We start from the raw sequence: 17,748 nt of genomic DNA on the forward strand, positions 1-17,748 counted from the left end.
CCATCGCCAGAACCGCAGCACAAGGAAGAAGTGAGGGCCTTTTTTACCCTTCATACTTGCCTCCTAGGTTGCTTGTTTTTTTAGATTGCACCGGGTTGGGAACCACTCCCGCCCGGTGCGCCTAGTTGCTTTCTTCCTCGTTTCCGCCAAGCGGCGAACACACGGACCAAGGCGGCCCGAACCTCCTTAGCCCTCTCGGTGCGGGAGAACATGGCCACCAACAAGGCTTGTTCTTCGTTCAGATAGAAGGCCGTAGCTGGCCGTCCGCCGGTTTGGAGGCGTTCACTCCAAAGGGGGCCAAAGCCTTCGAGTTCGGCCCGGTTCGCTTCGATAATGTCCGTGCGTATTTTGCGGGGGTTCAACAGGCCCAGGGCCGCCGCAAGATCGGTATCGAGTACGCGGGGTTCACCTTCAACGGCGGAAAGGGTAATCAGAGCGTTCATGGTCTTGGGCCTCTGACCTATCAAGCGGATACCAACATGTGAGGTCAGCCTGAGGCGCGGGCAGCACGTCACGCGCCACCCAATCGCGGAACCGCTTGGCTTCGGGACGGTCGGAGCGCATCACCAGCTTGTAAAGACCGGCCTCAGAGACGCACACAAAGCCCCGCGTGGGCCAATCATGCATCCGATCCATGTTTGACCGCTTGACCACCATTTTTTCATCGGCGGCAAGGTGGCGCGTGTAACCGCCCGCTCCCCCGGCTGTGTAAAGCCCCAGGGCCGCCGCGGCATCCTGGGCCACGAACCACGGGGCACCGTCGATTTCCACAAGGCAGATGGTGGTTAGAACCGATAAGGCGCTTGGGAACCCCCAGACAGCGCAGGAGCCGGGAAGCTGGGGTAACGTGCCTGTAGCCACTGAAGGGTACTGCCCCCTATCGGTGGGCCGGGCTTCCAACCTGTCGAGTTATTCTATGGAACCCGCTGGGGCATTGGGGCCTGCATGAGCGGCGCATCTGGAGCGTTCATCAGCGCCGCCCCTGCCTGCCTGAGCCAATCAACTTTGGAGAGGGTCCGCAGCTTGTCCTCGGACGGCTCTGGGGGAAGAGGAAATGAGTCAAACATGGTGGTGGTAGCCTATATCTTCGGCATCCCTAAGGAAACTCTCAGCAAGAGTATGGGCAAACACACTGTAGCTGAGGCGCTTGCCTACTGCCTCTTCTGCTATCTTGAGGGCCTTGCTCCACGCTTCGCGCTCACGGCCTCCTAAGCGAAGGAAGATTGGCCTTCCTCCCTTCCCATATGCTTTAGTACCTTTCATATCCATATTTCCGATTGCTCTACGCAAAAATTGTATTCGAACACATTCATAGAAAACGTCCTGCAGCCCCGCTCTTCGAGGCTGTAGAGTGGTAGTGGTTGGGCTGTCTGGTATATAGCTTCTATAGCGACTAAAGGTCCTAAGGTCCTAAGGTCCTTAGGGCCATCTACGGTTATAACGTTATTATATGTGGTTGGTTGTCTTAAGGTATCCATAGTCCTCTATAGGCCCCCTTTCCCCCTTCTCTCAGGGTGGTGGTATTGGTCTGTATGGTTGTCCGATCTTCGGTCTGTTGGCTTCCTCTGGTCCTTCGGCGGCCTCGCTTCTCTCAGGGTGGTGGTATTCTATGGTTGTATCAGATGGGCAGCATTCACAACCATATTGATGTCAGTCTATGCATGGGATCATAGCGCCGTTACTAACAGGTAGCGTTACGGCCAGCCGTCATCGCTGGGGCTTGTTTCCTGCGCTCTGGATGCCCGCTTGGGCCTTTCAGCTACCAGCAGCCGAATTCCACAGACGCGCTGTATGGCCTTGTGAAGGGCCCTATGGGCAACCCTCTTCAATCACCGATGACCAGAGGGATTATTGCTGTGTGAGACCTCCCTGCGCAACAAAAGAAGGAAGCTTGGACGCGCCCTCAGAAACCCCCAGCACCCACAAGCGCCGCCCCCAGTACCCCGGCATACCTTTTGGAACAAGGCATGGCGGCCTCCAATAAGCGTGATGCTGAACCCCCGCCCCCGTCAGGGACGTTATAGAAAAACTTAGGGGGTCACTCCGTTTGGAAAGGTCGGACCATCAACCACAACACGGCCCAAAAGTCGGTATTCTTGAAGCGACCATTCAGAAAGGGCGGGAGGGCCTTGGTTCCATGTAGGGAAGTTAGGGACTCCTGCGGCAATCGCGCTGCCCTGCATCTGCGGTTGCCTCAGCTTCCAATGGGGGCGAGGCGAAGCGTTCGCCACTCAGTCCCGGCAAGAGCCTCAGGAAGCCCGTTGCAGAGTCGCTGGGTTCGGTCTGGGGATGGGGTGCTACCCATGTAGCCGGGAAGCGTAGAAGCCTCTCAGCGAGTCGCTGTGAGTGCAGAACACCCCTCCACCCGTAACGGTATCAGAAACACCAAAAGGACCCCTCAGGTTTCCCTAAGGGGCCTCTTGACTAGGTACACCGGGCCGGTACACCTTCGTTGCCGAAGAGGCGACAAGCCCAGTGTTTTCAGAGCCTAGATCAAACGCTGTAGTACATCTTGTACTCGATCGGGTGCGGCATGGTCTCGAAGGCCAGCAGCTCCTCGGTGCGCAGGTCGATGTAGGACTCGATCATGTCCTTGGTGAACACATCGCCCTTCTGCAGGAAGGCGCTGTCGGCCTTCAGGCTGTCCAGGGCCTCGCGCAGCGAGCCGCAAACCGTCGGAACCTTGGCCAGCTCTTCGGCCGGCAGGTCGTACAGGTTCTTGTCCATCGCCTCGCCCGGATGGATCTTGTTCTGGATGCCGTCCAGACCGGCCATCAGCAGGGCGGCGAAGGCCAGGTACGGGTTGGCCGACGGATCCGGGAAGCGGACCTCGACGCGCTTGCCCTTCGGCGAGGCGACGTACGGGATGCGGCAGGAGGCCGAACGGTTGCGGGCCGAGTAGGCCAGCAGAACCGGAGCCTCATAGCCCGGGACCAGACGCTTGTAGGAGTTGGTCGTCGGGTTGGTGAAGGCGTTCAGCGCCTTGGCGTGCTTGATGATGCCGCCGATGTAGTACAGCGCCAGCTCCGACAGGTCGGCGTACTGGTTGCCGGCGAACAGCGGCTGGCCTTCCTTCCAGATCGACTGGTGCATGTGCATGCCCGAGCCGTTGTCGCCGAAGACGGGCTTCGGCATGAAGGTCGCGGTCTTGCCGTAGGCGTGGGCGACGTTGTGCACGACGTACTTGTAGTACTGCATGTTGTCGCCGGTGCGGACCAGCGTGTCGAACTTGATGCCCAGCTCATGCTGCGAAGCGGCCACCTCGTGGTGGTGCTTCTCGACCGGCACGCCCATCTCGGCGAGAACGCTCAGCATCTCGGCGCGCAGGTCCGAGCCGCTGTCGACCGGAGCGACCGGGAAGTAGCCGCCCTTGACGCCCGGGCGGTGGCCCAGGTTGCCGTCCTCATAGTCCTTGTCCGAGGTGTACGGGCCTTCCTCCGAGTCGAACTCGTAGGACACCTTGTTCATCTCGACCTTGAACTTGACGTCGTCGAAGACGAAGAACTCGGCTTCCGGGCCGAAGTAGGCGGTGTCGCCGATGCCGGCCGACGCCATGTACTTCTCGGCGGCCTTCGCGATGCCGCGCGGGCAGCGGGCGTAGGGCTGGCCGGTCGACGGCTCGTACACGTCGCAGAGGATGTTCAGCGTCGGCTGGGCCGAGAACGGGTCCATGACGGCGGTGGTCGGGTCGAGCTGGAGGATCATGTCCGACTCGTTGATCGCCTTCCAACCGGCGATCGAGGAGCCGTCGAACATGATGCCGTCCTCGAACACGTCCTCGTCGATGGTCGAGACGTGCTGAGCGGTGTGGTGCAGCTTGCCGCGCGGGTCGGTGAAGCGGAGGTCCACGTACTTGACGTCGTGTTCCTTGATCAGGTCGAAGACCTTGCTGATGTCGGACATATCTCTTTTTCCACGCTTAAGAGGTTTGGGTCCCGCTGCGTCAAACCGACCAAGGGGCGGGTGACGGCGCTCGCGGCGGACGTTATGTCATGCCTTTCCCAAGCACACAACGTGACAGCACAAAAAGTCGCGCCCGGATGGGCCTCCACGCACGGATCGTTCCGCTCGCGGTTGCGACGGTCTGCGTCGGCCCGATCGGTGTCGGCCGGCTTTGCGTCGGTTGTGGGCGGGGCTGGTTCATGTTGGCCGGTGGTCGGGTTTTCGGGACGCGATCAGATCGCGTCGCCTCCCTTCTCGCCGGTCCGGATGCGGACAACTTCTTCCACGGGGGTGACGAAGATCTTGCCGTCGCCGATGCGGCCGGTGTGGGCGGCCTGCTGGATCGCCTCGATCGCCCGCTCCACCAGGGAGTCCTCCATCACCACCTCGATCTTCACCTTCGGCAGGAAGTCGACCACATACTCCGCGCCGCGGTACAGCTCGGTGTGCCCCTTCTGACGGCCGAAGCCCTTGGCCTCGGTGACGGTGATGCCCTTGATGCCGACCTCGTGAAGGGCTTCCTTCACTTCGTCGAGTTTGAACGGCTTAATGATGGCTTCGATCTTCTTCATGGGTCTCTCGTGTACGAGGTGCCAACGTCGACAGGCACCGTCCACGGCTCTGCCGACAATCCGATGTAAAGCACGTTGCGTGCCAATCGGAGCGGTTGCGATCCAGCTGCGTGGGATGCCGGGCCGCAGCGGGCCGATGCCACCGCGGGCGGCACGCGACTGCCAACGGATAGGGCGAAGTGAACAATATTTGTGCACACGCTGCAAGCAATCCGCGCAGCCATCCCCTTTCGGAGGGGGTAAGGCGGTCTTTTCACATTGATGATTTCGGTGGAAAATAGAGCTTGACCCGCCCCGTCCCTTGAGGCAAATAGGCGACCCCGGTGGCGGTGGTAGCTCAGTTGGTAGAGCTCTCGGTTGTGGTCCGAGCGGTCGTGGGTTCGAGTCCCATCCATCGCCCCAGTCCTCCTTAGACGGCGGATGCGCGTGTCTCGTCGGTGATTCTCGCCGGCGTTGCATCGACCGAAACGGTGGCAGGGGTTTTTCGGACGGGTCGTTCCGTCCTCCGGTGGCGGTGGTAGCTCAGTTGGTAGAGCTCTCGGTTGTGGTCCGAGCGGTCGTGGGTTCGAGTCCCATCCATCGCCCCATCCTCCCTTTCCAAGTCCCGTGCCAGACCGGCCAACCCTTCCATTCCCCGTGTGCCCGGCTATCCTGCGGCCGTCGCGGCGCTTATTGTGCCGGGTGACGATCACGCGGTTTTGCGGCGGGTGTGGCGATGGACGAACTGCTTTCCGTGGCGGAGATGTATCGCGCCGACGCGCTGACCATGGCGGGCGGCGTGCCGGGACCCGTGCTGATGGAGGCGGCGGGGGCCGCGGTGGTGCGTGCGGTCTGCGAGCGCTGGGCGCCGCACCCGACCGTCGTGCTGTGCGGGCCGGGCAACAACGGCGGCGACGGCTTCGTCATCGCGCGTCTTCTTCTTGAAGCGGGCTGGCCGGTGCGGCTGGCCCTGCTGGGATCGCGCTCCGCCCTGCGCGGCGACGCGGCGGTGGCCGCCGGGCGCTGGACCGGGCCGGTGGAAGCCGCCGACCCCTGGCTGCTGGAGGGCAATCCCCTGGTCATCGACGCGCTGTTCGGAGCCGGGCTGGCCCGCCCGCTCGACGGAATGGCGAAAGAGGTGGTCGAGGCGATGGCGGGACGCACCGTCGTCGCCGTGGACGTGCCGAGCGGCCTGCACGGCGACAGCGGCCAAGTGATGGGAGCGGCCCCGCAGGCGGCGCTGACCGTCACCTTCTTCCGCCGCAAGCCCGGCCATCTGCTGCTGCCCGGCCGGGTCCTCTGCGGGGAGGTGGTGGTCGCCGACATCGGCATTCCCGACACCGTGCTGGACGCCCTCGCACCACAAATCCTGGTGAACGGCCCCGACCTGTGGCGGCAGCGCTACCCCTGGCCGCGGCTCGACGCGCACAAATACGCGCGGGGGCACGCGCTGGTGCTGGGCGGGGCGCGGATGACCGGAGCGGCGCGGCTGTCGGCGCGGGGCGCGCTGCGCGCCGGGGCGGGGCTGGTCACGGTGGCCTGTCCGCCCGACTCGGTGCCGATCTACGCCGCCGGGTCGCCCAGCCTGATCGTGACCGACGTGGCGGACGGCGCCGCCTTCGCGGCGCTGCTGGCGGACCCGCGCAGGAACGCGGTGCTGCTGGGGCCGGGCGCCGGAGTCGGGCAGGGCACGCGGGACCATGTCCTCGCCGCGTTGGCCGCGGGAAAGGCCTGCGTGCTGGACGCCGACGCGCTGACCAGCTTCGCCGAGTCGCCCGCCGACCTGCTTGACCGGCTGAACCGGCGCTGCCTGCTGACCCCGCACGAGGGCGAGTTCGCGCGCCTCTTCCCAGACCTTGCGGCGGCGGAGGGCGGCAAGCTGACGCGTGCCCGCGCCGCGGCGGCGCGCAGCGGGGCCGTCGTTCTTCTGAAGGGCGCCGACACGGTGGTCGCGGCGCCGGATGGGCGGGCCGTCGTCAACGCCAACGCTCCGGCCGATCTGGCGACCGCCGGGTCGGGGGATGTGTTGGCGGGCATCGCGCTCGGGCTGATCGCCCAGGGGATGGACGCGTTTGACGCCGCCTGCGCCGCGGTCTGGCTGCACGGCGAGGCGGCGACCGCGTTCGGGCCGGGTCTGATCGCCGAGGATCTGCCGGACGCTCTGCCGGCGGTGCTGAAGCGGTTGAAGGCGGGCGGGCACTGACCGGCCGTCCCCGGGGCATACATACGCCTGGACAGGGGACCTACTCTTAAGGCCGGGCTCAAGCTATGGCTTGCCGAGAGCGCGTCCACACGCCAGACTCTGGGTATGAGCGAGACGCCCGAAACCAAACCCGCCGGGACCAAGCCCATGGGGTCCATCCCGGCCCAGCCCCCCGTCGTCGGGGCGGGAACGCCGCCGGGCTTGCTTGACCGCACCCTGGATACGCTGCGCGCTGGCTGGCGCGAGATCGCCGCCTCCGCCCGCGGGGTGGTCGGCGCCGCGCCGCGCGCCAATCTGCCCAAGGAGGACGCGGAGCGGCTGAAGGAGCAGATCGAAGCCTGCCTGGAGGGCCGCGGCGGCGAGGTGTCGGCGCGGGCGCGGGCGGCGCAGCTCGGCCGCACCTATCTGGCGCTGGACGGGCAGGGGCGGCGCAACTTCCTGATGATGCTGGCGCGTGACTTCGACGTGGACCGCGCCGCCGTCGACCAGGCGATGGCGACCTTTCAGACGGCGGGCGACCCGGTGTCGCGCGGCCATGCCGAGCGCGCCCTGCGCCGCGCGCTGGAGCCGCCCCGGCTGCGGCTGCTGACCCAGTTCAACGGCCTGCCGGAAGGCGTGAAGTTCCTGGTCGACCTGCGCGCCGAGCTGATGGAGATGGCCCGTGGCGAGCCGCTGCTCCAGGCGCTGGAGGACGATCTCAAGAGCCTGCTGCGCAACTGGTTCGACGTCGGCTTCCTGGAGATGCGCCGCATCACCTGGGACAGCCCGGCCTCGCTGCTGGAAAAGCTCATCAAGTACGAGGCGGTGCACGAGATCAGCGGCTGGCGGGATTTGAAGGACCGCCTCGATTCCGACCGCCGCTGCTTCGCCTTCTTCCACCCGCGCATGCCGAACGAGCCGCTGATCTTCGTCGAGGTCGCGCTGGTCCAGGGTATGTCGGACAACGTCCAGGCGCTGCTCGATCCCTCCGCCCCGGTCTGCGACCCGAAGAGCGCCGACAGCGCCATCTTCTATTCCATTTCCAACGCCCAGGTCGGGCTGGCGGGAATCAGCTTCGGCAACTTCCTGATCAAGCGGGTGGTGGACGGGTTGGCCGGAGAGTTTCCCAACATCAAATGCTTTGCCACCCTGTCGCCGATTCCCGGCTTTCGCCGCTGGCTGGACCGGGAATTGGCCGAGCGCGGTGATTCGCTGCTCACCCCGCCCGAGGCGGAACGCATCGCGGAGGTCATGGCCGGCCGTCCGGGCGCCGGCGAATCGGACATGGACACCGAGGCGGACGAGCGCCCGGTTCTGGCCGGCGCTTTGGCTCTGCCCGAGTGGCACACCGACGAGGAGCTTCAGAAGTCGCTGCGCGGCCCGCTGACGCGGCTGTGCGCGCATTACCTGACGACCGCGCGCGCGTCGGACCGTCGCAGCGAACGGCCGGGCGCAGCGCCGGCACGGGCGCTCGACCCGGTCGCCCACTTCCACCTCAGCAACGGTGCCCGCATGGAACGGCTGAACTGGCTGGGCGACCGCTCGCCCAAGGGGGTTCGGCAGTCCTGCGGGATGATGATCAACTACCGCTACAAGCTGGGCGAAATCGACGCCAACCACGAGGCTTACCGGGGGGAGGGCAGGGTCAACGCCTCCTCCGCGATCCGGTCGTTGGGCAAGGGGGGCGCGTGAGTCGATCCGCCCCTGCACCCGCTCCCTCGCGCCGCACCCTCCAATGGCGTGCGGAACGGCGCCCATTTTGCCTGTTTGCGGCGCGAACCCTGTGCTATAGAGCGGACTTCGCCGGCAGTCCGTCGGGTGTTCCGCACCCGTCGCGGGCTGTCTATGCCATTGCGGGCGTGGCGGAACTGGTAGACGCGCCGGATTTAGGTTCCGGTGACTTCGGTCGTGGGGGTTCGAGTCCCTTCGCCCGCACCATGGCAACAGCTTGGACCGCATGGGAACACACGGTTTCGGGCCGCCCGGACGGGCGCCGCCGGGCCGGACAACGAGATAGGCTTTCGTTCCGATGAACATCACCGAGACCAGCGCCGACGGCCTGAAGCGCGAGTACAAGGTCGTCATTTCCGCCCAGGATATCGAACAGAAGGTGCAGGGCCGGCTCGAAGAGCTGCGCCGGACGGTGCAGCTCCCCGGCTTCCGTCCGGGCAAGGTGCCGGTTGCCGTGATCAAGCAGCGCTACGGCGGCAGCGTGCTGGCCGAGGCTCTGGAGGATGCGATCGCCGACAGCTCGCGCCAGGCGCTGAACGAGCGTGGCCTGCGCATCGCCATGCAGCCGAAGATCAACGTCGAGAAGTACGAGGACGGCGGCGACCTGTCCTACACCATGGGCGTCGAGCTTCTGCCGGACATCGAGCCGGGCGACCTCAGCGGCCTGGAGCTTGAGAAGCCGGTCGCCACGGTCGAGGACTCGGCCGTCGACGAGGCGCTGACCCGTCTGGCCTCCGCCCATTCGGTGCAGGCCCCGGTCACCGAGGACCGCGCGGCCGAGAAGGGCGACATCGCCGTGATCGACTTCGCCGGTTCGGTCGATGGCGAGGCCCTGCCGGGCATGGACGGCAAGGACTACCCGCTGGAACTGGGCGCCAACCAGTTCGTTCCGGGCTTCGAGGACCAGCTGGTCGGCGCCAAGGCCGGCGAGCACCGCACGGTGAAGGTCACCTTCCCGGCCGACTACCCGCACGACCGCCTGAAGGGCGCGGACACCGTGTTCGAGGTGGACGTCAAGGAACTCCGCAAGAACGTCCCGGCCGAGGTCAACGACGACCTCGCCAAGGAGTTCGGTATGGAGAGCCTGGAGAAGCTGCGCGAGGCCGTCGGCGACCGCATCAAGAGCGAGTACGCCAACGTGTCGCGCCTGCGCGTCAAGCGCCAGCTCCTCGACAAGCTGGCCGAGGCCCACTCCTTCGAGGTCCCGCCGGGCATGGTGGACGTTGAGTTCGAGGGCATCTGGCAGCGCCTTCAGCAGGAGCTGAAGAACGGCACCGCCGGTGAGGACGCCGGCAAGCCGGAAGAGGAGCTGAAGACCGAGTACCGTGGCATCGCCGAGCGCCGCGTGCGCCTGGGCCTGCTGCTGTCGGAGATCGGCCGCCGCAACGACATCCAGGTGACCCAGGACGAGATCAACCGCGCCCTGATCGCGGAAGCCCGCCGCTTCCCCGGCCAGGAGCGTCAGGTGTTCGAGTTCTTCAAGCAGAACCGGGAAGCGCTGGAAAACCTCCGCGCCCCGATCTTCGAGGACAAGGTCGTCGACTACATCCTGGACCAGGCCAAGGTCAGCGAGAAGCCGGTGTCCGCCGAAGAGCTTATGAAGGACCCCGACGAGGAGGCCGAGGCGGCCTGACGTCAGAAAGGTTGAGGGGCGGCCTACCGGTCGCCCCTTTCCATTCCTATATGTAGACTGCTCAGACGACTAACCGAGCTGCGGGAGCAGGGAAGACCACCATGTACGACTTCGAACCGAAGATGAATGCTCTGGTCCCGATGGTCATCGAGCAGACCAACCGGGGCGAACGAGCGTACGATATTTACTCGCGCCTGCTGAAGGAACGGATCATCTTCTTGATCGGTGGCGTGAACGACGCCGTCGCCAGCCTGATCTGCTCGCAGCTGCTGTTCCTGGAATCGGAAAACCCGAGCAAGGACATCGCGCTCTACATCAACTCGCCGGGCGGCTACGTCTCGGCCGGCCTCGCCATCTACGACACCATGCAGTACATCCGTCCGCAGGTGTCGACGGTGTGCATGGGGCAGGCGGCCTCGATGGGCTCGCTCCTGCTCGCCGCCGGCGCGCCGGGCAAGCGCTTCTCGCTGCCCAACAGCCGGATCATGATCCACCAGCCGTCGGGCGGCGCCCAGGGCCAGGCCTCGGACATCGAGATCCAGGCCCAGGAGATCCTGAAGCTGCGTTCGCGCCTCAACGACATCTACGTCAAGCACACCGGCCAGTCGCTCGACACCATCGAGGCGGCCATGGAGCGTGACAAGTTCATGTCGCCGGAAGAGGCCAAGGCCTTCGGCCTGATCGACGAGGTCGTGGAAAAGCGCCCCGGCTCGGTCGGCGACGGCAGCGCCGCCTGAGGGCACGCGCGAACTAATGATTGATTGCGCCGGTTCCCTGTTGTTGAATGATGGGGAACCGGTCCGATGGATCGGGTTCGAAGGATGAGTGAGCGGATGCGTTAACCTTGTCGCGGGCCTTCCCCGTGACAACCTTTGAAAGGACCGGCGTCGGGGGACGCCGAAGGCGGTTGACAGGGTATACGGATCAGTCCCCCGCGAGATGACGGAGTACCGATGAGCAAGTCCAGCAGCGGCGATTCGAAGAACACGCTCTACTGCTCCTTTTGCGGCAAGAGCCAGCACGAGGTCCGCAAGCTGATTGCCGGTCCGACGGTGTTCATCTGCGATGAATGCGTCGAGCTGTGCATGGACATCATTCGCGAGGAGAACAAGACGACCCTCGTGAAGTCCCGCGACGGCGTGCCGACCCCGCGCGACATCCATGCGGTACTGGACGATTACGTGATCGGCCAGCATCACGCGAAACGGGTCCTTTCTGTTGCGGTGCACAACCATTACAAGCGGTTGGCGCACGGCACGAAGCACAACGACGTCGAACTGGCGAAGTCCAACATCCTGCTGGTCGGCCCTACCGGCTGCGGCAAGACGCTGCTCGCCCAGACGCTCGCCCGGATCATCGACGTTCCCTTCACCATGGCCGACGCCACGACCCTGACCGAGGCGGGCTATGTCGGTGAGGACGTCGAAAACATCATCCTCAAGCTGCTCCAGGCCGCCGACTACAACGTCGAGCGGGCGCAGCGCGGCATCGTCTACATCGACGAGGTCGACAAGATCAGCCGGAAGTCCGACAATCCGTCGATCACCCGCGACGTGTCGGGCGAGGGCGTGCAGCAGGCCCTGCTGAAGATCATGGAAGGCACCGTCGCCTCCGTGCCCCCGCAGGGCGGCCGCAAGCACCCGCAGCAGGAGTTCCTGCAGGTCGACACCAGCAACATCCTGTTCATCTGCGGCGGCGCCTTCGCCGGGCTGGACAAGATCATCGCGCAGCGCGGCAAGGGCACGTCGATTGGCTTCGGCGCCGACGTCCGTGGTCCGGACGAGCGCTCGACCGGTGACATCCTGCGCGAGGTCGAGCCCGAGGATCTGCTGAAGTTCGGCCTGATCCCCGAGTTCATCGGCCGTCTGCCGGTGGTTGCCACGCTGGCCGATCTGGACGAGTCGGCCCTGGTCGAGATCCTCACCAAGCCGAAGAACGCCCTGGTCAAGCAGTACCAGCGCCTGTTCGAGATGGAAGACGTCCGTCTGGAATTCTCCGACGACGCCCTGCGCACGATCTCCCACAAGGCGATCCAGCGGAAGACCGGCGCGCGCGGCCTGCGGTCGATCATGGAGTCGATCCTGCTCGACCCGATGTTCGACCTGCCCGGCCTGTCCGGGGTGGAGAGCATCCTGGTCAACAAGGAGGTGGTCGAGGGGCGGGCCAAGCCGCTCTACGTCCACGCCGAGCGCCGCGGGGAGCAGCAGGCACCGGGTGCCTGAGGTTGTCACGGCCGATCAGCATCGGATACGGGGAAGGGCGCCTTTGGGCGCCCTTCGTCGTTTCCGGCATTTGCGGACATTTGGGGCGCCGGCCGGGCCGCGGCGCGGCCGGACCGGCATGCCGCACCGCCATACGGAATTGGGGTTCTGGCCCTTGAAGGGGGGCTATGGCTGTGCCACGTTAGAAAAAGTGCCGGTTTTCGATCCCTGTGCTCATCCCCCGAGGCGGGGGTCTTCCCAGGCCCATCCCGGGCTGACGGCGTCCCAATGAAAGAGGCCCAATCAATGTTCGAAATCCCTCGTGGTGCCCTCTATCCGGTCCTGCCGCTCCGCGACATCGTGGTTTTCCCCCACATGATCGTGCCTCTTTTCGTCGGCCGCGAGAAATCCGTGCGCGCCCTGGAAGACGTGATGAAGGACGACAAGCAGATCCTTCTCGTCACCCAGAAGAACGCCGCGCAGGACGATCCGACGCCGGCCGATATCTACAGCGTCGGCACCGTTGGGACCGTGTTGCAGCTGCTGAAGCTGCCCGACGGAACGGTGAAGGTGCTCGTGGAGGGCGGCCAGCGCGCGTCCATCACCAAGTTCGCCGAGAACGAGGATTTCTTCCAGGCCCACGCCGACCTCGTCGAGGAGAAGGTCGGGGAAAGCCAGGAGCTTGAGGCGCTGGGACGGGCCGTCGTCTCGCAGTTCGAGCAGTACATCAAGCTCAACAAGAAAATCCCGCCGGAGGTCCTGGTCTCGATCAACCAGATCGAGGAGCCGGGCAAGCTGGCGGACACCGTCGCCTCCCACCTCGCGCTGAAGATTCCGGAGAAGCAGCAGCTCCTGGAATGCGCCACGGTGTCGGAGCGGCTGGAGCGGGTCTATGCCTTCATGGAAGGCGAGATCGGCGTCCTGCAGGTGGAAAAGCGCATCCGCAACCGCGTCAAGCGGCAGATGGAGAAGACCCAGCGCGAGTACTACCTCAACGAACAGCTCAAGGCGATCCAGAAGGAACTCGGCGAGACCGAGGACGGCCGCGACGAGTCGGCCGAGCTGGAAGAGAAGATCAACAAGACCCGCTTCTCCAAGGAAGCCCGCGACAAGGCCCTGGCCGAGCTGAAGAAGCTGCGTTCCATGAGCCCGATGTCGGCCGAGGCGACGGTGGTGCGCAACTACCTGGACTGGATGCTGTCCATTCCGTGGAAGAAGCGCACCAAGGTGAAGAAGGACCTGAAGCTCGCGCAGAAGATCCTCGACGCCGACCATTACGGCCTGGAGAAGGTCAAGGAACGCATCCTCGAGTATCTCGCGGTCCAGAACCGTATGAACAAGGTGAAGGGGCCGATCCTCTGCCTCGTCGGGCCGCCCGGCGTCGGCAAGACCTCGCTCGGCAAGTCGATCGCCAAGTCCACGGGCCGCAACTTCGTGCGCATGTCGCTCGGCGGCGTGCGGGACGAGGCCGAGGTCCGCGGCCACCGGCGCACCTACATCGGCTCGATGCCCGGCAAGGTCATCCAGGGCATGAAGAAGGCGAAGTCGTCCAACCCGCTGTTCCTGCTGGACGAGATCGACAAGCTCGGCGCCGACTGGCGCGGCGACCCGTCGTCGGCCCTGCTGGAGGTCCTCGACCCCGAGCAGAACGGCACCTTCAACGACCATTACCTGGAGGTCGACTACGATCTGTCGGACGTGATGTTCGTCTGCACGGCCAACACGATGCGCATGCCGCAGCCGCTGCTGGACCGCATGGAGATCATCCGAGTCGCCGGCTACACCGAGGATGAGAAGGTCGAGATTTCCAAGCGCCACCTGATCGAGAAGCAGGTGGAGGCCAACGGCCTCAAGAAGGGCGAGTTCGCCATCTCCGACGACGCGCTGCGTGACCTGATCCGCTACTACACGCGGGAAGCCGGCGTCCGGAGCCTGGAACGCGAGATCGCCAACCTCTGCCGCAAGGCCGTGAAGGAGATCCTGATGAAGGGCTCCGCCGGCGCCAAGGTCTCGGTCACCCGCCGGAACCTCGACAAGTACGCCGGTGTCCGCCGCTTCCACTTCGGCGAGGCGGAGCTTGAGGACTTGGTGGGCGTGACCACCGGTCTGGCCTGGACGGAAGTCGGCGGCGAGCTGCTCTCCATCGAGGCGGTTGCCCTGCCCGGCAAGGGCCGGGTGACCACCACCGGCAAGCTCGGCGACGTCATGAAGGAGTCGGTGCAGGCGGCCGAGAGCTACGTCAAGTCGCGCGCCACCGCCTTCGGCATCAAGCCGACGCTCTTCGAGAAGCGGGACATCCACGTCCACGTGCCCGAAGGCGCCACCCCGAAGGACGGTCCGTCGGCCGGCGTGGCGATGATCACCTCGATCGTGTCGGTCCTCACCGGCATCGCGGTCCGCAAGGATGTGGCGATGACCGGTGAGATCACCCTGCGCGGCCGTGTGCTGCCGATCGGCGGCCTGAAGGAGAAGCTGCTGGCCGCTCTGCGCGGCGGCCTCAAGCATGTGCTGATCCCGAAGGACAACGAGAAGGATCTCGCTGAGATCCCGGACAACGTGAAGCGCGGGCTGGAGATCATCCCGGTCAGCACGGTGGACGACGTCCTGAAGCACGCCCTGGTCCGCGCAGTCGAGCCGATCGAGTGGAAGGAGCCGGAAGCGGTCGAGCCGGCGGTCGCCAAGCCGCAGCCCGACGGCGGCGGCGAGGTGCTGCGTCACTGATCCCGTCCGGCGTTTAAAGCGCCGTTAAAGCGCCATCGCGCGTCGCATCGCCCGCCCGTCTGCAATTGACGGGCGGGCGATGTCGCGTTTATCGTTTGAAAGCGCGAAGTCATTGGGCGGCTTTGCTTCCATTTTCTTTGCCGAAGCGGGAAGGGGGGAAGTAAGTGAACAAAAACGATCTGGTGGCGCACGTCGCCGATGCTGTGGGTTTGTCTAAAACTGATGCGACCAAGGCGGTCGATGCGGTTTTTGATGGCATCGCCGACTCGTTGAAGAACGGCGAGGAGGTCCGCCTGGTCGGCTTCGGCACCTTCGCGGTGTCCGAGCGCGCCGCCAGCGAGGGCCGGAACCCGCGCACCGGCGAGAAGATCGCCATCCCCGCGTCGAAACAGCCCAAGTTCAAGCCGGGCAAGACGCTGAAGGACGGTCTGAAGTGATGACGTCTTGAACGGCCGAGTCAATCCGGGCATAGTGCGCGCCGGTCAGCACCCGCTGGCCGGCTTTGCTTTTGTCTGAGCGGAACGTTCGGGCATTGGCGCGGCGCGGGCGATTAGCTCAGCGGTAGAGCATCTCGTTTACACCGAGAGGGTCGGGGGTTCGAAACCCTCATCGCCCACCAGCGCGCCCGGCCATCCGGACCGGCACTTTTCAAATTCGTGATTGACAGGCGATGCGTCGGGCGGATAGAAACCGCCCATCGGCGATGGGCGACTGCCCTGGACACTGCGCTGCGCCCCCTGACACGGACGCTTGTTCTGCGCAGTTGATGTCGCCGCGTTGCGCGGGTGTAGCTCAGTTGGTTAGAGCGCCGGCCTGTCACGCCGGAGGCCGCGGGTTCAAGTCCCGTCACTCGCGCCATTCTCCCATCATCTCCTCTCTCCTTTTCGTATTGAAAACGAAGCGTTCGCGGCTTTACCGACGGGCTCGTGATCCCTATATCCGGTTAGCTCGACCCGCATATCCGATAAGCCGGATAGAGAGAAGGGTCATTTAAAAAGTTTGGTAATACCAAGGACATCCGCTCATTTCCGCAGAGTGGATTCGTTGGCCGAAAGCGATTCAAAGCGCTTTCCTTGATCACGCTCTCGTCATATATTCCGGCCCGTCTGATGGGCTAATCCAAGGCATTCCAGCCACGACACCGCGCGTCGGCCGATTACGGGCCGTACCGGCGATCGTGGCGTGGGCTTATGGGAGGACCGCGGTGACCAACCCGCTGATCATTGAGTACCTTCCGATCCTGGTGTTCCTGTTGATCGGTATCGCGCTGGCCGTGGTGATGGTTGGCGCGTCTTACGTCATCAGCCCGAAGAATCCGGATTCGGAGAAGCTCTCCCCCTACGAGTGCGGCTTCGAGCCGTTCGAGGACGCCCGCACGAAGTTCGACGTGCGGTTTTACCTGGTCTCCATCCTCTTCATCATCTTCGACCTCGAGGTCGCCTTCCTGTTCCCGTGGGCCGTGGCGCTCGGGGACATCGGCCTGTTCGGCTTCTGGTCGATGATTGTGTTCCTGGGGATCCTGACCATCGGCTTCATTTACGAGTGGAAGAAAGGAGCTCTGGAATGGGAGTAGAGGCTGCCAAGCTGGCGCCGATTCCGCCCGGACCGGAACAGGACGCCTATCTCCGCGCGGTCACCGAGGAGATCCAGGAAAAGGGCTTCATCACGGCGAAGTACGAGGACGTGCTCGCCTGGGCCCGCACCGGTTCCCTGTGGCCGATGACCTTCGGTCTGGCCTGCTGCGCGGTGGAGATGATCCACGCCTACATGAGCCGGTACGACCTGGACCGCTTCGGCGTCATTCCGCGCCCCAGCCCACGCCAGTCCGACTGCATGATCGTGGCCGGCACGCTGACCAACAAGATGGCCCCCGCGCTGCGCAAGGTCTATGACCAGATGCCGGAACCGCGCTGGGTGATCTCGATGGGCTCCTGCGCCAACGGCGGCGGCTACTATCACTATTCCTACTCGGTGGTGCGCGGCTGCGACCGGATCGTTCCGGTCGATATCTATGTGCCGGGCTGTCCTCCGACCGCGGAAGCGCTGGTCTACGGCATTCTGCAACTCCAAAAGAAGATCCGGCGCGGCAACCGCATCGCTCGCTGAATAAGAAAAAGGCAGGTCCTGGCCATGTCCGAACAGGCGTTGAAGGAACTTGGGGACCATATCGCCGCGACGCTCGGCGATGACGTCCTGAAGGTCGAGCTGAAGCTTGGCGAGCTGATGGTGACCGTCCGCCGGCCCTCGCTCATCAAGTCGCTCACCTTCCTGCGCGACGATCCGACCTGCTCGTTCGAGCAGCTGCTCGACGTCACCGCTGTGGATTGGCCGGAGCGGGAGGAACGCTTCGAGGTCGTCTACATCCTTTTGAGCTACAAGCACAATCGGCGCCTCCGCGTGAAGGTCACGACCGACGAGGACACCCCGGTGGCTTCGGCCGTGCCGGTGTACAACGCGGCGGGCTGGTTCGAGCGTGAAACCTGGGACATGTTCGGGATCTTCTTCTCCGACCATCCGGACCTGCGCCGCATCCTGACCGATTACGGTTTCGAAGGTCACCCGTTGCGCAAAGACTTCCCGATGACGGGCTATGTCGAGTGCCGCTACGACGAGGACCAGAAGCGCGTCGTCTACGAACCCGTCCGCCTGACGCAGGATTTCCGCAGCTTCGACTTCCTGTCGCCCTGGGAAGGCATGACGAACGTGATGCTGCCCGGCGACGAGAAGGCCCAGGCCCCTGACACCGGGAGCAAGCCGTGACCATCGCCACGTCCGCACACCCCTCCG

14 protein-coding genes and 5 tRNA genes are annotated in these 17,748 nt (G+C 64.6%); 15 read left to right on the top strand and 4 right to left on the bottom strand.

Going from position 1 to position 17,748, the window contains the following annotated elements; genetic code table 11:
• Nucleotides 1-80: 80 nt before the first annotated feature.
• The 4 genes from FBZ83_RS16280 to FBZ83_RS16295 all read right to left on the bottom strand — a co-directional run bounded on the left by FBZ83_RS16280 (nucleotide 81) and on the right by FBZ83_RS16295 (nucleotide 4,514).
• On the bottom strand, nucleotides 81-443 hold the full coding sequence (locus tag FBZ83_RS16280) for a hypothetical protein (protein ID WP_145684828.1): 363 nt from the start codon (nucleotides 441-443) through the stop codon (nucleotides 81-83).
• The gene (locus tag FBZ83_RS16285) at nucleotides 412-861 is read right to left on the bottom strand and encodes a BRO-N domain-containing protein (RefSeq protein WP_348982509.1); all 450 of its coding nucleotides are present in this window, start codon (nucleotides 859-861) and stop codon (nucleotides 412-414) included. The genes FBZ83_RS16280 and FBZ83_RS16285 overlap by 32 nt, the downstream gene beginning before the upstream one ends.
• A 1,632-nt stretch (nucleotides 862-2,493) precedes the next feature.
• Complete coding sequence (gene glnA / locus FBZ83_RS16290) at nucleotides 2,494-3,903, bottom strand: type I glutamate--ammonia ligase (protein WP_014240105.1); 1,410 nt, start codon at nucleotides 3,901-3,903, stop codon at nucleotides 2,494-2,496.
• Nucleotides 3,904-4,175: 272 nt separating this feature from the next.
• Entirely contained in the window at nucleotides 4,176-4,514 is a 339-nt protein-coding gene (locus FBZ83_RS16295; RefSeq protein WP_014240107.1) for a P-II family nitrogen regulator, read from the bottom strand.
• A 326-nt stretch (nucleotides 4,515-4,840) separates the two neighbouring features.
• On the opposite strand from FBZ83_RS16295, the gene FBZ83_RS16300 reads away from it, so the two are divergent.
• From FBZ83_RS16300 to FBZ83_RS16370, 15 genes are all read left to right on the top strand, one after another.
• Nucleotides 4,841-4,916: transfer RNA gene (locus FBZ83_RS16300), tRNA-His, on the top strand.
• A 109-nt stretch (nucleotides 4,917-5,025) separates the two neighbouring features.
• Nucleotides 5,026-5,101, top strand: a tRNA-His gene (locus FBZ83_RS16305).
• A gap of 128 nt (nucleotides 5,102-5,229) precedes the next feature.
• Complete coding sequence (locus tag FBZ83_RS16310) at nucleotides 5,230-6,696, top strand: NAD(P)H-hydrate dehydratase (protein WP_145684832.1); 1,467 nt, start codon at nucleotides 5,230-5,232, stop codon at nucleotides 6,694-6,696.
• A 147-nt stretch (nucleotides 6,697-6,843) separates the two neighbouring features.
• Entirely contained in the window at nucleotides 6,844-8,367 is a 1,524-nt protein-coding gene (locus FBZ83_RS16315) for a malonyl-CoA decarboxylase (RefSeq protein WP_247888325.1), read from the top strand.
• 161 nt (nucleotides 8,368-8,528) lie between these two features.
• Nucleotides 8,529-8,613 (top strand) — tRNA-Leu (locus FBZ83_RS16320).
• Between the two features lie 91 nt (nucleotides 8,614-8,704).
• A complete protein-coding gene (tig, locus tag FBZ83_RS16325) occupies nucleotides 8,705-10,039 on the top strand; it encodes a trigger factor (protein WP_145684836.1) in 1,335 nt (444 codons plus the stop codon).
• A 101-nt stretch (nucleotides 10,040-10,140) separates the two neighbouring features.
• The gene (gene clpP / locus FBZ83_RS16330) at nucleotides 10,141-10,776 is read left to right on the top strand and encodes an ATP-dependent Clp endopeptidase proteolytic subunit ClpP (protein WP_145684838.1); all 636 of its coding nucleotides are present in this window, start codon (nucleotides 10,141-10,143) and stop codon (nucleotides 10,774-10,776) included.
• Between the two features lie 216 nt (nucleotides 10,777-10,992).
• Nucleotides 10,993-12,261, top strand: coding sequence for an ATP-dependent Clp protease ATP-binding subunit ClpX (gene clpX / locus FBZ83_RS16335; protein WP_014240114.1), 1,269 nt, complete (start codon nucleotides 10,993-10,995; stop codon nucleotides 12,259-12,261).
• A gap of 285 nt (nucleotides 12,262-12,546) precedes the next feature.
• Nucleotides 12,547-14,961, top strand: a complete 2,415-nt coding sequence (gene lon / locus FBZ83_RS16340; protein ID WP_145684841.1) for an endopeptidase La — start codon at nucleotides 12,547-12,549, stop codon at nucleotides 14,959-14,961.
• A 164-nt stretch (nucleotides 14,962-15,125) separates the two neighbouring features.
• Nucleotides 15,126-15,398 (top strand): HU family DNA-binding protein, encoded by a 273-nt coding sequence (locus tag FBZ83_RS16345; protein WP_038528397.1) that lies wholly within the window; start codon nucleotides 15,126-15,128, stop codon nucleotides 15,396-15,398.
• Nucleotides 15,399-15,505: 107 nt separating this feature from the next.
• Nucleotides 15,506-15,580: transfer RNA gene (locus tag FBZ83_RS16350), tRNA-Val, on the top strand.
• Between the two features lie 162 nt (nucleotides 15,581-15,742).
• A tRNA-Asp gene (locus FBZ83_RS16355) sits at nucleotides 15,743-15,819 on the top strand.
• A 346-nt stretch (nucleotides 15,820-16,165) separates the two neighbouring features.
• Entirely contained in the window at nucleotides 16,166-16,534 is a 369-nt protein-coding gene (locus FBZ83_RS16360) for an NADH-quinone oxidoreductase subunit A (protein WP_014240120.1), read from the top strand.
• A complete protein-coding gene (locus tag FBZ83_RS16365) occupies nucleotides 16,525-17,067 on the top strand; it encodes a NuoB/complex I 20 kDa subunit family protein (RefSeq protein ID WP_014240121.1) in 543 nt (180 codons plus the stop codon). The genes FBZ83_RS16360 and FBZ83_RS16365 overlap by 10 nt, the downstream gene beginning before the upstream one ends.
• A gap of 24 nt (nucleotides 17,068-17,091) precedes the next feature.
• Nucleotides 17,092-17,721 (top strand): NADH-quinone oxidoreductase subunit C, encoded by a 630-nt coding sequence (locus FBZ83_RS16370; protein ID WP_014240122.1) that lies wholly within the window; start codon nucleotides 17,092-17,094, stop codon nucleotides 17,719-17,721.
• The last annotated feature ends 27 nt before the right edge of the window (nucleotides 17,722-17,748 follow it).

Origin of the sequence: Azospirillum brasilense, assembly GCF_007827815.1 — a bacterium.
Lineage (GTDB): Bacteria > Pseudomonadota > Alphaproteobacteria > Azospirillales > Azospirillaceae > Azospirillum > Azospirillum brasilense_C.